16 protein-coding genes are annotated in these 14,374 nt (G+C 34.9%); 6 read left to right on the top strand and 10 right to left on the bottom strand.

Going from position 1 to position 14,374, the window contains the following annotated elements; translation table 11 throughout:
• Positions 1–21: 21 nt before the first annotated feature.
• From ABMA76_RS11205 to lon, 3 genes are all read left to right on the top strand, one after another.
• Entirely contained in the window at positions 22–588 is a 567-nt protein-coding gene (locus tag ABMA76_RS11205; RefSeq protein ID WP_392911075.1) for a hypothetical protein, read from the top strand.
• A 73-nt stretch (positions 589–661) separates the two neighbouring features.
• Positions 662–1,144 (top strand): hypothetical protein, encoded by a 483-nt coding sequence (locus ABMA76_RS11200; RefSeq protein WP_103218451.1) that lies wholly within the window; start codon positions 662–664, stop codon positions 1,142–1,144.
• A 12-nt stretch (positions 1,145–1,156) separates the two neighbouring features.
• Positions 1,157–3,640 (top strand): endopeptidase La, encoded by a 2,484-nt coding sequence (gene lon, locus ABMA76_RS11195; RefSeq protein WP_392911076.1) that lies wholly within the window; start codon positions 1,157–1,159, stop codon positions 3,638–3,640.
• A gap of 64 nt (positions 3,641–3,704) precedes the next feature.
• Here the strand turns inward: lon and rpoZ are convergent, their stop codons facing one another.
• Positions 3,705–3,917 (bottom strand): DNA-directed RNA polymerase subunit omega, encoded by a 213-nt coding sequence (rpoZ, locus tag ABMA76_RS11190; RefSeq protein ID WP_021267614.1) that lies wholly within the window; start codon positions 3,915–3,917, stop codon positions 3,705–3,707.
• A 177-nt stretch (positions 3,918–4,094) separates the two neighbouring features.
• Between rpoZ and ABMA76_RS11185 the strand changes: the two genes are divergently transcribed.
• Both ABMA76_RS11185 and ABMA76_RS11180 read left to right on the top strand, forming a co-directional pair.
• Positions 4,095–4,334, top strand: a complete 240-nt coding sequence (locus ABMA76_RS11185) for a hypothetical protein (RefSeq protein WP_392911077.1) — start codon at positions 4,095–4,097, stop codon at positions 4,332–4,334.
• Complete coding sequence (locus ABMA76_RS11180) at positions 4,334–4,567, top strand: hypothetical protein (RefSeq protein ID WP_392911079.1); 234 nt, start codon at positions 4,334–4,336, stop codon at positions 4,565–4,567. Before ABMA76_RS11185 ends, ABMA76_RS11180 begins: the two co-directional genes overlap by 1 nt.
• Here the strand turns inward: ABMA76_RS11180 and ABMA76_RS11175 are convergent.
• From ABMA76_RS11175 to ABMA76_RS11155, 5 genes are all read right to left on the bottom strand, one after another.
• On the bottom strand, positions 4,560–4,958 hold the full coding sequence (locus tag ABMA76_RS11175) for a hypothetical protein (RefSeq protein WP_392911081.1): 399 nt from the start codon (positions 4,956–4,958) through the stop codon (positions 4,560–4,562). The genes ABMA76_RS11180 and ABMA76_RS11175 overlap by 8 nt on opposite strands.
• 138 nt (positions 4,959–5,096) lie before the next feature.
• Positions 5,097–6,821: an ABC transporter substrate-binding protein gene (locus ABMA76_RS11170; protein ID WP_392911083.1), complete on the bottom strand. Its 1,725-nt coding sequence runs from the start codon at positions 6,819–6,821 to the stop codon at positions 5,097–5,099.
• On the bottom strand, positions 6,799–7,356 hold the full coding sequence (locus ABMA76_RS11165; RefSeq protein ID WP_392861126.1) for a regulatory protein RecX: 558 nt from the start codon (positions 7,354–7,356) through the stop codon (positions 6,799–6,801). The genes ABMA76_RS11170 and ABMA76_RS11165 overlap by 23 nt, the downstream gene beginning before the upstream one ends.
• Positions 7,357–7,425: 69 nt before the next feature.
• Positions 7,426–8,544, bottom strand: coding sequence for a recombinase RecA (gene recA / locus ABMA76_RS11160; RefSeq protein ID WP_392911085.1), 1,119 nt, complete (start codon positions 8,542–8,544; stop codon positions 7,426–7,428).
• A gap of 175 nt (positions 8,545–8,719) precedes the next feature.
• A complete protein-coding gene (locus ABMA76_RS11155; protein WP_392911088.1) occupies positions 8,720–9,238 on the bottom strand; it encodes a phosphatidylglycerophosphatase A in 519 nt (172 codons plus the stop codon).
• A gap of 43 nt (positions 9,239–9,281) precedes the next feature.
• Between ABMA76_RS11155 and ABMA76_RS11150 the strand changes: the two genes are divergently transcribed.
• Positions 9,282–10,511: a TIGR04552 family protein gene (locus ABMA76_RS11150; protein WP_392911090.1), complete on the top strand. Its 1,230-nt coding sequence runs from the start codon at positions 9,282–9,284 to the stop codon at positions 10,509–10,511.
• Here the strand turns inward: ABMA76_RS11150 and ABMA76_RS11145 are convergent.
• Genes ABMA76_RS11145 through greA form a run of 4 tightly spaced genes read right to left on the bottom strand, consistent with a single transcriptional unit; the run spans position 10,497 to position 14,369 of the window.
• The gene (locus ABMA76_RS11145; protein ID WP_392911092.1) at positions 10,497–11,378 is read right to left on the bottom strand and encodes an alpha/beta fold hydrolase; all 882 of its coding nucleotides are present in this window, start codon (positions 11,376–11,378) and stop codon (positions 10,497–10,499) included. The two genes, ABMA76_RS11150 and ABMA76_RS11145, sit on opposite strands and share 15 nt — an antisense overlap.
• Positions 11,359–11,796, bottom strand: a complete 438-nt coding sequence (locus tag ABMA76_RS11140; RefSeq protein WP_392911094.1) for a hypothetical protein — start codon at positions 11,794–11,796, stop codon at positions 11,359–11,361. The genes ABMA76_RS11145 and ABMA76_RS11140 overlap by 20 nt, the downstream gene beginning before the upstream one ends.
• A 37-nt stretch (positions 11,797–11,833) precedes the next feature.
• On the bottom strand, positions 11,834–13,912 hold the full coding sequence (locus ABMA76_RS11135) for an ATP-dependent DNA helicase RecG (RefSeq protein WP_393061608.1): 2,079 nt from the start codon (positions 13,910–13,912) through the stop codon (positions 11,834–11,836).
• Positions 13,899–14,369 carry a transcription elongation factor GreA gene (gene greA / locus ABMA76_RS11130; RefSeq protein ID WP_392861117.1) on the bottom strand — a complete coding sequence of 157 codons (471 nt, stop codon included), beginning with the start codon at positions 14,367–14,369 and terminating at the stop codon, positions 13,899–13,901. Before greA ends, ABMA76_RS11135 begins: the two co-directional genes overlap by 14 nt.
• Positions 14,370–14,374 lie beyond the last annotated feature (5 nt).

Raw genomic sequence — 14,374 nt, 5'->3', positions numbered from 1 at the left:
TCGGAGTCCAATGCTATTATTATGGGAACCTATCAAGGAAGCTTTCCCAAGAAATTAAGCGATGGATCAGTTGTTACTAATGTCTCATTTAAATTGGAGAAGTCTGTAGGTCTTGGCTCTCGTCAACTCTTGAATAAGAATTCATTTAGCTTTGTCTATGATGGTGGGACTTGGCAAGGGATCGATTATCCTAATAAGCTTAAGCCAAGATTCGTTGTCGGACGCCGTTATATCGTTCTTTTAAGAAAAGGTGAGTATGATTTCTACCCATTGAATGAGCGTCTTGGCGTTTATAATGTTATCGGTCGCAATGGCGAAGATGCTGTCATTTCTCAAGCCTTCCCAGATAATCCTAAGTTTGGTGCCAACTCATTTAGCACATTTAATCTTTGGATAAGTAGTATCTATGGTGAGGGACTGAAAGGAATTGGAACTGATAAAGATATTTTTCATAAGAAGACTGCAGGCAGGAAAATTGCTTCAGTTGATAATTCTCGAGAATCTAGTGAATATAAGATTCACATCTATTGGTTAGCTCTTTTGTTTGGTTTGCTTGGTGCAGCACAGTTAAGAAAATCAAAAGTCTAATTATCCAAATTTACTATTCATTTTTAACGCGCAATTTAGTAAAATTTAACTAATTATCCCATGGAAGGTAAATATGAATCTATTAAAAGTACTTTTGTTAATCACAGTTTTCTCTTTGGGTCACAAGGCCTATTCACAAGATTTATTAAACGAAAGAATTCGTAAAATTCCGGATAAAAAAAGATCTATCTTTTTCAACAAAGGAATCTTTCATTCGACAAATAGTAATACTAATTCTGTATTGAAATCAATTCGTCACGGAAATGGTAGCTCAAGAGGTTTTGAAAGACTTGTCTTTGACTTTGAAACTAATGAGGCCCCTAGAGTCTACGGTTATAAGTCTGAAAAAGAGAATAAGATTTATGTAGATTTTTTTAAAACAAAGCTTAATAAAAAAGTAGGTTCTTTTGGAACTTCTAAACTTGTGAAGAAAGTAGATTTTTATCCAGTTGGAGACGATACACTTTCTGCAGAACTTGTCATTGATGGAAAACATTCAATTGATGTTTTCACTTTAAAAAATCCAGGTCGATTAGTAATCGATATTAAAAAGTAGGTGTGATTTATTATGAATGAATACGAAGAGTACAACGTGCAAATTAAAGACTCACAAGGAGATGAAAAATTTCCTGAAGATGTTGTAATCATACCTATTATGAATAGCCCGATTTTTCCGGGAATGATTGCGCCAATTATTTTAACTGAAGATAAGTTCACTGCTGAATTAGATGAGTATCTAATTAAGAGTGGTTATCTTGCTCTTAACCTAGTTAAGAATGATCTAAAAAATGAAGAAGGTGAGATTGATCCTTCAATTCAAGAAGACCTAGATTCTAGGGAAATCACTTCAAAGGATATTTATAAAGTAGGTGTTCTTTGTAAGGTTGTTAAAAGACTTAAGTTACCAGATGGTTCTGTAAACGTTCTCGTACACGGTATTAAGAGATACCGTGCTTCAAATATTTATGAACAATCCCCTCTACTAAGAGCTAAGTACGAAGTATTTGACGATATCTTAGAAGAAGATGAGGAACTAGATGCATACACTCGTTCAATCATCAATCAGGTTAAAAAGCTTAGTGAAGTAAATGCATACTTTAACGAAGAAATGAAGCTTGCCATGATTAACTCATCTTCACCTGGAGCACTTGCTGACTTAGTTGCATTTGCACTATCTCTAGATATTCCAGAAGCACAAGACTTCCTAGAAACTCTTGTTGTTAAAAAACGTTTTGGGAAACTACTAGTATATCTTAAAAGAGAAAAGGATGTTGCAGACATTCAAAAGAAAATCTCTGATGAAGTTAATGATAAGGTTAATAAGTATCAAAGAGAATACTTCTTACGTGAGCAGCTCAAGGTAATTAAATCTGAGCTTGGATTGGAAGAAGATGATAAGGCCCGTGATATCAGTAAGCTTAAAGAAAGAATTCTTGAAGCAAAACTTCCAGAAGATGTACTTAAGTCTGTAAATGAAGAGATTGAAAGACTTGAGGTAATTCCAGATTCGTCACCAGAATACAATGTAACTCGTACATATCTAAATTGGATTGTGGATCTACCATGGTCAAAATCTACTGAAGATCATGTTGATATGGATAAGGCGCAGAAGATTCTTGAGAAAGAGCACTATGGCCTTGAAAAAGCAAAAGAAAGAATTATGGAGTTCTTGGCCGTTCGTAAATTAAAGCCACAATTTGATGGAACAATTCTTTGTTTAGCAGGTCCTCCTGGTGTTGGTAAAACATCAATGGGGAAATCAATTGCAGAATCTCTAGGTCGTAAATTCTATCGTTTCTCTCTTGGAGGTATGAGAGATGAGGCAGAGATTAAAGGGCATAGAAGAACATATGTTGGAGCAATGCCTGGACGTTTAATCCAAGCAATGAAGCGTGTTGAGGTGAATAACCCTGTAATCATGCTTGATGAAATCGATAAGCTTGGACAATCATTTCAAGGTGATCCGGCATCAGCGCTACTAGAAGTTTTAGATCCTGAGCAAAACCATAATTTCATCGATCACTACCTAGATGTTCCTTTTGATCTTTCAAAAGTTCTTTTCATCTCAACAGCGAATTATATTGGCGACATTCCTGAGCCTCTTTTAGATCGTATGGAAATTATTGAGCTAAGTGGTTATACGATGGAAGAGAAACTTTCAATCGCGACTAAGTGGGTAATTCCTAAACAAATTAAAAAACACGGTTTAGAAAAGAAAGATATTAGCCTGACAAAAGCAACCCTTAAAAAGCTTATCGAAGATTATGCTCGTGAGCCAGGTGTTCGTGTAATGGAGCAGATGATTGCTAAAATGTGTCGTCGTGCTGCTCTTGAAAAAGTTAAGGCCAAGAGACATAAGGTATTCAATCCAAAGCCTACGGACCTTGAAGATATCTTAGGAACTGCTCGTTACCAAAGTGAGAAGGCTCTTAAAAAGCTATGTCCTGGTATGACAACAGGTCTTGCTTGGACTGGTTATGGTGGTGATATTCTATATATCGAAACTCTTTCTCTTAACGGAAAAGGCTTCAAACTAACTGGTCAGTTAGGTGATGTAATGAATGAGTCAGCTAACCTAGCATATAGTTATGTTAAGCAACTTCTTCAAAATGAAATGGAAGAATACTTCAAGATGAAGCCTAAGAGAAAAGCTTCTGATGAAAACGAAGATGAAATGGAAGACTTCCTTTCTGAAAGAGAAGTTCACCTTCACCTTCCTGCTGGTGCAACACCAAAAGATGGCCCATCTGCAGGTATTACGATGGCACTTGCTCTTTACTCACTTGCTCACAATGTTACAATTAAGAGTAATCTGGCCATGACTGGTGAACTATCTTTAACTGGTAAGGTTCTACCTGTTGGTGGTATTAAAGAAAAAGTACTAGCTGCAAAGAGAGCAGGTATTACGAATATTATGTTACCAATTGATAACGAAAAGGATTTAAAAGAAGTTCCTGAAAGACATAGAAAGGGAATGAAGTTCTATCCTGTTGCGCATTTTGATGAAGTTTTAAAAATCGCGCTACCAAAGTTCAAACCAAAATTTAAGTAATAAAAAAGGCCCTAATTAGGGCCTTTCTTATATTCAAAATAATTTTTTAAAAATTAAATTCGACTTAGAATTCGTCTGAATCGTACTCACTTACTGGAGCATGCTTAACTTTACCAGCTGCGATCTCTCTAAGTGCTGTAACTACATCTTTATTTTTACTCTTAACAAGTTGGTCTGCACCATCTCTTAATTGCTTTACGCGTTTAGCAGCTAGGTGTACTAACTCATAGCGGTTTTCAACTTTTTCTAGACAGTCTTCAATCGTAATTCTTGCCATTTTGTGCACTCCGAAAAATTAAATGTGACTTAAGTTATTTTTATAGGACAAAGCGCTGTTTTTGTCTAGAGATAGGGCCTAAATATTTAAAATATTTAGAAGTACTTATACTTTATCTATGTGATTTAAGACACTTAGATGTATTTGTTGAGTACTTTACTTGCATAATAATATTCTATGAAGCAACAATTATTTATATTTATTGAACATCAAGCTGTATTAGAATCAGTTAAGCATTATCAACAAAAATTCCACGGTATTTGCGCTGGAAGAATTTTAAGTAAAATTGACTTAATTTTTAAAAATGGTCCATGTGATTTGGCAATTGGTTACTATATTTTTAAGATTGATATATTAAGAATAGAATCACAAACACTTTATGGTGAAGTGTTAAGTTATAAATATTTTGGTGACTAATGGATAACTCTACAATTGTTGAACTTGCCCTAGAAGAAAGAAAGTTTCTTCACGAAATGTCTAATAAGCTAGCGATTGCAGATGGAATGGCCGCAAAGGTTTTAAAGCTCTTAGAAGAACAAGGTGGAGATGAAGAGCTGATAAGACGACAGAAGAAGGCCACGAAGGCCATTAAGGAGCAGATAGAACTTCTTAAGCAAAGAAGATTTCTGCTCCATGAACGCTCTAATTAAGACTTACGTTAACTTGGTCTCCAACCATAAATGCAGGTATCTCTAAAATAGGATGCCTTTCTTTATCATTAAAATTCTTTGTTACTGCAATTGAGGTATCTGAGTCATGATGAATAACTTCAAGTTGTCCAACTTTCATCTTGTGACGGTAGCGTTTCTCACGATCATATGGATCGTTTAGAATCACAACACGATACACATCAAGTAAGGTACCATTCTTAATACCTTGCTTTTCTCCTAAGTTTACGTAGTAGTTCTTTTGAATTTCTTGTACGTCATTTGTCATTGGTAGTTCATGTTCTACAGAATAGATCATATAGTCTTTTGCCATGACTTGAGCTTGAAATAGTATGCCTATGATGACGAGTATGAAATGTGCAAGAGTCTTCATTCATTACTTCCTTTGTTGCAGTAGTAGGCTTTACAAGCGTACTGATCTACTATTCGGAAATATAGGGAAAAAAATGATAGGGGCAGTAGTGTCGGAATTCGGGGGAAATTTATTCCCCCGAAATATGGTGCTTATTTATTATTTTAATCTTAAGTATTTAACTTTATTAACAACAAGATCGTTATATCTAAAGTTTTTTAGTCGGTTATGATAAACGATATAGTCACGTGAATAGTAAAGAAGAACCCATGGAAGGTCTTCTAAAACAATATCTTCAACTTGTGACATCAGAAGATATTTCTCATCACTATCATTCATAACTTTAATACTTTCAAATTTCTTATCAAAGTCAGCGTTTGAGTAATTTGAAACATTAGGTCCTGGAGCTTGGTTCTTAGTTGTTAATAATTGAAGTACATTTTCACTATCTGGATAATCAAGAGTCCAACCATCTAACCAAATTTGAAGTTTTCCTTCTTTTGATTTCTTTAAGAAAGCAGGGAATGTATTAAGTTGTATTTTCATTTTAATACCAATTGCTTCAAGATCTTGTTTAAGAAGTTCTGCCCGTTGTCTTTGTGTCGTTGATGATGCTCTCGTATCGTAGACAAGAGTAGGAAGCCCTTTTCCGTCTGGGTATCCTGCTTTTCTTAGATACTCTTTGGCCATTTCAATATTATATGAATAAGGCAGCTTCCTTGATGGGTCATACCCTGGGATCCCTGGAGGATAGATTGAGTTTGCCTTAAGACCAATATTATTTGTAAAAGTCTTAATATACTTTTCAACATTTACAGCATGTGCAATTGCTAATCTTAAATTCTTATTTGTTCCTACAATTGGATCTTTCATATTGAATGAGAACCACCAATAAGTGAAACTTGAAAAAATATCAAGAGTGATCTTCTTGTCGCGAAATTCCTCTGTAAGCTCTCCACTTGGTGAAACAAGTGAATGATAGTTATCTTTTGGAACTCTTAGGAAGTCGAGTTTTCCAGACATAAATTGCAACCATCTTGTTTGAGCTTCTTTAATAATATGAAATTCAATCTTATCGATAAAAGGAACGCGTTTACCAGCATCCGATAAAAGGTTCTTACTGTGAGCAAAACGATCACCTTTACCAGGATAGAAAGACTTGTGATAATTATTAAATCGGCTCATAAAAAGCTTTGAGCCACGAAACCACTTATCTAATTTATATGGCCCTGTTCCTATCAACTCATCAAGAAAAGTATCTTTCTTCATTACTTCAGCTGGCATTGGTGAAGTAAAGCTCATTGCAAGTGCATTTAGCATTTGAGGGTAGGGAGCGATAAGTTTAATCTGTAGCGTTCTCTTATCAAGTGCTTTTAGTCCATCAACATTTGTTGATAAAAGTTTTTCAAAATCACTCCCAACTTCTTTTCTAAACTTGTTTAAACCAACAACTCTTCCGTCAAATAGCCACCAACCATTACTACGATAAGGTGTAAAAGCTAGACGTTTGATTTGGTTAATAAAATCCTGCGCCTCTACATAACGAGGCTGTCCATTAAAGGCAGGGTGGTCGTGGTATTGAACTCCCTCTTTAACTTTAATTGTATATGTAAGCCCGTCATCTGAAACTTGTGGCATTTCTTCTGCTAAAAGAGGAACAAGCTTTAGTGGTTTTCTTAGATAGTGATATTCAAATAATTGTTCATACCCTTGATAAATTACAGACATTGAAACCGAATCATATGCATTTACAGGGTCAATTGTAGAAATCGATTCTGTTAAAGGAAATCGAAGTGTATTCTTATCATCTCTATCTACTCTACATGATAATAGAGGTAGTAATAAGATAAATAGAATGAAATTAAAAAGGGTAGTTTTGTGCATTACTTTCCTCATCATTTTGGACATTTTTTAGTTCAGTATTAATTTTGTCGTATGAATGTCCTTTTGACAAAAGAAAGCGTATCAACTTTTGCTTAAAATTAAAATCTTCGAGGGCCGAAACACCTTTAGAGCGCAATTTCTTGTTAATTAACTCGCGTAATTGCCCATTTTCAGTATATCTATACTCATCAAACAACTCATCGATAAGTTCAGTGCTTGGTTCAACTCTTTCTGCACGTAACTTATTCAGAATATTTCTCTTACTTAAACCTTTGTACATGAAGGTTTTGATTCGCGTACGGATATATTGCTCTTCTTGTAGGTATTTTGCCTCTTCTAAGAAGTCGAGTAGTTGATCAATAAATGGAGTGTATTTTTTTTCGTATAGTTTTTGGGATAGTTTATATCTTGAGTAATCTCTCTTTGAAAGAAGCCAGATGCAGTATTGATAAGCTCGTTTGAATGAACGAATATCCTCTGATTTGGTTTCAGATTCTCCAAGCGGAAGTTTATCGATAGTTTCTTTGAGAGTCATTTAAAAGGGTGCCCCTTAATATTAATATCTATCATTCGATAGGATAGAAACCTAAGGGGCTATATTTGATTATTGTACTACTTTTTTAGACTTAGACTTACTCTTAGTCTTCTTTTCTTCAACTACTGGCTCGTCTTCAATAATTTCACCAGTTGCTTGATCTACGACTGTGTTATCTTCAATTAGTCCGTGTAGTGCTAGAATTTTATTTTTAATTTCTAGAGCTACTTCTGGGTTATCTGCTAGGTATTGTTTTGAGTTCTCACGTCCTTGACCAATTTTAGCTTCATTATATGAGAACCATGCACCAGCCTTTCCAACGATATTATTTGCTACTGCAAGATCTAATAAATCACCAGTTTGTGAAATACCTTGTCCGTACATAATATCGAACTCAACAACTTTGAATGGAGGAGCTACTTTGTTTTTAACAACTTTTACTTTCGTTCTGTTACCAATTACTTCATCACCGTTCTTAATAGCACCAGTTCTTCTGATATCAAGTCTTACTGAAGAATAGAACTTTAGAGCGTTACCACCAGTTGTTGTTTCTGGGTTACCGAACATAACACCAATCTTCATACGAAGTTGGTTAATGAAAATTACAGTCGTATTTGAACGATTAATAGAACCAGTTAGCTTTCTAAGTGCTTGAGACATAAGTCTTGCTTGAAGTCCCATGTGTGAATCACCCATGTCACCTTCAAGTTCAGCTCTTGGTGTAAGTGCTGCAACAGAGTCAACAATTAGAAGATCAACGGCACCAGATCGTACAAGCATATCTGTAATTTCTAGAGCTTGCTCACCACTATCTGGTTGTGAGATAAGTGTATTTGGAATATCAACACCAAGCTTTTGTGCATATACTGTATCAAGAGCGTGCTCAGCATCAATAAATGCAACAGTTCCACCTTGCTTTTGAGCTTCTGCAGCAATGTGAAGAGTTAGTGTTGTCTTACCAGATGATTCTGGACCATAAATTTCGATAATACGACCTTTTGGAACACCACCTACACCAAGCGCTAAATCAAGACCTAAACAGCTTGTTGGAATCGCTGGAATTTTTTCTGGACCATTTTCATTGTCCAGCTTCATGATTGCACCTTTTCCAAATTGTTTTTCAATTGTTGAAAGTGCTAGATCTAATGCTTTTTGCTTGTTGTTCTTTTCAGTTGATGTTGTGGCCATAAGCTCTCCATTTTTCTATTTACTTTGTTCTACCAAATTTATCTGTCATCAGCTAATGCAAAAAGGAGGATTTTTAACTTCTCTGTAAGTACAGTTAATTAAAAGATCCAATTAGATCACTTTCTAATTTTTTACTTTTTGCTTATAAATATTTTTAGCGTAAGTTTTGCGTAAGTCAAGAGATAAATTCTAACAATTTAAAAGTAAGGATATAGCAGATACCTGCCATAAGACCTGCTGCGACATCGTCGAAAACCGTTCCTATAGCGTCTTTGCGGTTGTCGAAGTATTTTACCGGTCCTATCTTCCAGATATCGAAGAGGCGAAATAGGGCAAAAATAGCTACGTAACTTACGTAACTATGATCGAGTATAAAAAATGACGCAATCCAAATTCCAATGACCTCATCAATAACAATCCATGATGGGTCAGCACACTCATATTCTTTTTCAATTACACCAGTTATAAATACTGCCCCAATTGTTAATATTAGAAGAAAGGGAATAAAGAAGAAGAAAGGTGCATTCAGCTTACCAACGAAATAGAGAGGAATAATTGTCACTAAACTTCCAACTGTTCCTGGTGCTTTTGGCGCAAGTCCTGCACCAAAAAAAGTAAGAAAAAGAATTCTTAAGTCAGTTAGTGACTTTAATGTCAGTTTTTTTGTATTTTTTAGCTGATTTTCTGTCTTCATGGGCTTATGGTAGCATTACTCAACGATAGAACAAAGTAACTTTATGAATCGACCTGATTATTTAAAAAATTATATTTTCGACTGGGATGTATTTGATGTTGTAGTAGGTGGAAAATCTGCACTCGACTCAAACTTCTTTGTTGCCAAGCTGGATGACATCACAGAAGTAAATAAATTCTTAAAAGGTTATGGATTAGATACTGATGATCCCGTTTCAAGAGCTGAGTTATTTGGTAATTTTCAAGAAGCGGTCCAATTCATTAAACGCTACTTTTTAAAGGATGGGACTCCTGATGGGCTTGACCTAGAGATTCCTAATTCTCTTTATACTGTCACGGATATTAGTGGTTTATTTCTTATGGCCACTGGAAATTCAGATCATACAGTTGAGGAGCAATTATGGGCGGAAATCGTTTTAAAGGTTATGCATACTATTTTGCACGCGGATAAAGACCTTCGTTCAAATTACTTCAATCAAATTCAAACGCAAATTTTTGATAAGTTCTATCGCTATCTTCATCGTGATCAAGATAATAACCTTTACTTAAAGTCTGGGGATATCTCAATTCCTCTCGTTGATTTTGAAACTAAGTCAAAGAAGTCACGTGATAGTGTTATTATCAAGTTACTTCATAAGGCAGAAAACGTTGCGGAAGAACTTTTTGATAGAGTAGGTGTTCGTTTAGTTACTAAAAACAAATTAGATATTTTGAAAGTTCTACAATTCTTAATTCGTAATTATGTAGTGACTCCGCATAATATTAAGCCTTCAAGATCACTAAATACTATTTTTGATATCAATCATTTTAGAACAAAGTATTCAAGTTTAGTTAAAATGGCGTTAAGAAATAATCTTTCAGAAGAGAGATTTGTTTCAGCAGTTAATCGAGAAATTGATGAATGTAGCTTTGATAATTTAAAGAATGAAAATAATCTTCACTCTTCTACAAAATACCGTTCAGTTCAATTTACGTGTCGTCAGCTAATTAAGTATAAGAACCCTTTCTTGGCAGAGTTTTTCAAATTAAGAAAGCTTGCTAAAGAAGAGGATTCAGCAGTTGCTAAGGAATTACTTGGTTTAGACTTTTCTTCACTGGCTAGAGATATCAGATTCTTTTACCCTTTTGAAGTTCAGGTTGTTGACGAAACTTCTTATCGCATTAATTCTGAAGGTGAAGCATCACATAGTGAATATAAGAAAGCACAACGTATCTATGCTATGAATCGTGTTTTCAAAAAGCTTTTGATTCATAAAGGTTTAGTTCAAGAATAAATCAATTCTTTCATTGATAAACTCTGGGAAATCAACTTGCGGAACATGACTTCCGTTTTTAATGATATAGAGCTCTGAATTCTTCAAACTGTCGTGAAGGATTTGTTGCAAATAATTTGGAATAACTTTATCCTTGTCGCCACCAATGATTAGTGTTGGAGTTTTAATTTCTTCAAGCTCTTTAATAATTCTTTGATCTCTCATTTGATCAAGTAGTTGAAAGAAAATATCAGGTGAAAGCTCTCCGAGCTTCTTCATGTAATATTCAACAAATTCAATATTCGTTTTCTTAATATTGAAACCGCCATTCCATACCAGTGCGCTAGCAAGAGGGTTACGGTAAACATTTTTCCAAATGAATTGAAATTGGGATTTCCACTTTCTTTTTAATTCTTTGATATAAGGTTCAGTCATATCAATAATATTCGAATCAAACATGACATCTTGTGGAGGAAAGATTGTTCCAGAAATCAAAACAATTTTTTGTACCTCTTCTGGAAACTTATGAACATAGTCAAGAGTGACATTAACTCCCATCGAGTGTCCGATATGTATTGATGTTTTAATATTAAGAGCTCTGATTAATGAATTGAGATCACTAACAATATTCTTAAATGTAATAGACTCAACACCTTGAGTTGTTTCTGATTGATAGTGTCCTCGGTAATCATGTAGTAGTATTTTATATCCAAGCTTTTCATAGTGATCAATCTGATAGACAAAGTGCCTTATATTACAAACTAGGCCGTAATTAAAAATAATGACACGATTATGTTCTTCTTCTAAGTTATCAATATTAGTCCAATATTGAATCTTAGTTGTTTCATCCACTCTATGGTACTTTGCTTTATCTCTCCAAGAAGTCATCGTCGTATTTTCCAGTTAGAGTAATATAATGTTCTTCGAGAGATTGAATAAATTCGTACTTTGCAGGATCTTCTACTTTTAATTTCTCAAGGTATTTGTAATAGTCTTGAAAGTCATTTTCTTCACTTTTAAGAAACTCAAGTATTTGTATCTGTAGCCCTTGGCACTCAAGGATATCACCATTTTCTAACCTTACGATACCTTCAACGGCTTTAGAATTCACTTTATAAGAGCTATTTGTTTCAAAGACTAGGTAATGACTAATTGACTTCAGTACTCCAATTTCTTTTTCAATGCTATTATCTTCAATGATCAAGTTATTGTGAATAGATCTCCCAATATAAACTCTAGGAAGATCAAAACGATATTCTCCTAGAGATAAAAGGTCATTTGTTTTTAATACTTTTAAGTGAATCATAGCTCTATTTTATACTCGATCTGAGTTTTTTGCTAAGTTAAATCGTAGTGAAAACTTTTTCATCATGGTTCATAAAATTAATGATGGAATCAAAGTCATTAGGGTACTTCTTTATATCCTCAATCGCTTCATACAAGATGTCTTGATTAAGGACGATATTGGCCAATCTTTTCTGAGTGACGACTCCTGACTGCTCTTGCCCAAAGAGATCTCCCTCTCCACGAATCTTTAAGTCTTCTTCGGCAATTTTAAAGCCATCGGTGTACTTTTCGATTACTTGTAGTCTCTGCATACTATCAGGTGTGATTTCTCTGTCTGTGACAAGAAAGCAGAAGCCCTGCTTGTTTCCTCGTCCTACGCGTCCTCTCATCTGATGGAGGCTGCTGAGACCAAATCTTTCAGGGCTTAGAATGGCCATAATAGTTGAGTTAATAATATTGATACCAACTTCAATAACTGAAGTCGCAATTAGAATATCTGTCTTATGTTCCTTAAACTCTGTAATCGCGGCTTGTTTTTCATCTGGAGACATTCTTCCATGTAGGTAGGCAACTCTAAACTCGGGAAAGTATTTTTTGTAAAGTTCGTATGTGTGTTCAAGATTTCTGATATCTTCATTTTCAGATTCTTCAATTGCCGGAACAACAATATAGGCCTGCTCTTTCATTTCGAGCCTAGTTTTCACAAAACTTAAGTAGTTATTCAAATTTGAATTTGTAACGATACGAGTTTTCTGACCTTTTCTTCCTCCAGGCATTGTTTTAATGATGGATATATCAAGGTCACCATATTTGGTTAAGCTAAGAGATCGTGGGATGGGTGTTGCTGACATAATTAAGCAATGAGGGTTTTCACCTTTCTTCATTAGTTTAATTCTTTGCTCGACACCAAACTTGTGTTGCTCATCGATAATAGCGAGTTCAAGATTCTTGAATTTTACACTGTCTTGAAAGAGAGAGTGGGTTCCAATTACGATATTGCAACTACCATTTTCTAAAGATTCATTTATTTTTTTCTTTTCTCTGGTCTTAGTGCTTCCAACAAGTAGTTCAACATTAAAATCGTTGCCAAGAATTTCTTCTATTTCTCGGTAGTGTTGAAGAGCTAGGGTTTCTGTCGGACACATAAGAGCGACTTGCCCACCTGTCTTTAAGATTAAGTAAGCAGAGGCTACGGCAACAGTCGTTTTTCCACAACCTACGTCTCCCTGGATTAATCGCATTGCAGGTGTCGTTCCTTCAAAGTCATTTACAATGTCGTTTAGGGCCTTGTCTTGGTCTATGGTTAATTCATAAGGATATAATGATTTAGCTTTATGAATCTGATCGGAGCTTATTTTAAGGCTTCTTCTGGATAATTCACTTCTCTTGTTTTTTCGTAATTTGATCTTTAGTTGATCATAGATGAATTCTTCATAAATAATTCGACGTTTTGCTTGATCAAATTTCTCTTGGCTCCATTTGTCAGAAGGAACTCTGCCGTGGAGATATTTAAAGGCCATACTGCGAGACAGAAGACCTTTGTCTTCAAGTATATTACTTGGAATAATTTCTGGAATTTTGTCCCAGAATCCGCTTGGTAATTTATCAAATACCTTTTGAATATGATGTGATTTAACACTTTCAATTGTAGGGTAGGTAATACGTAGACCACTTTCTGAATCTGACTTTCCTACTTCAAATAGTTCAGGATTAACAATTTGTAGTGAGTCGTTAAATATTGATACGACACCTAAAAATTCAAGATGTTTAAGTTGTTCTAATTTTTTTTGAATTGATTGATATGCGTTAAACCATTTAAGAGTAATATAATGCTCACTGAGATCATCCTTAACGGTAACAGCTATATTTAAGAGGACTGCTCGTCCTTTGCCTCTTGATTTAAAATTGGGTTTGGCCTGCATTGAAATGATAGTGCCACGACCTCTAAAGAAATCACCAATATTTGCATATTGAAACTTTGCTATCTCTGGTAATTTAACGATTCGCCTTGGCATAAGCCAAAGCAAATCATTAATTGTATGTATATTTTTTTTATTAAGCGCTTCGAGTGTTTTGGTAGGCTTTGCGTAGAGATCAGAAATTTGAGTGGATAGGAGATCCTTATTTAAACTCAATGCTCTCCACCTCATATTCAATATCACCTTTTGGTGCACGCACTAGAACTTCGTCGCCTTCTTCCTTGCCAATAAGTGCTTTACCTAGAGGACTATTATATGAAATAAGTCCTTTCTTCATATCTGATTCCGACTCACCAACAATCTTAACAGTCTGTGATTCATCAGTTTCCATATTTAAAATTGATACAGTTGCTCCAAAAACAATCTTATCTGATTTAATTGTACTAGGGTCGATAACTTCGCAACTTGCAAGAATCCCTTGAAGTTGTGAAATACGTCCTTCAACAACTCCTTGTTTTTCTTTGGCCGCGTGATACTCAGCATTTTCTTTTAAATCACCAAGCTCTCTTGCTTCCGCAATTGTAACCTTAAGCTCTTCTCTTTCTACTTTAATTAAGTGGTCAAGCTCAGTTTGAATTGTATCGTAACCTTGTTTTGTTATTGGATTTGCCATTAATA

This window comes from Halobacteriovorax sp. ZH5_bin.2 (assembly GCF_043196375.1).
In the GTDB taxonomy this organism is placed as follows: domain Bacteria; phylum Bdellovibrionota; class Bacteriovoracia; order Bacteriovoracales; family Bacteriovoracaceae; genus Halobacteriovorax_A.
This window is presented reverse-complemented; position numbering and strand designations above follow the sequence as displayed.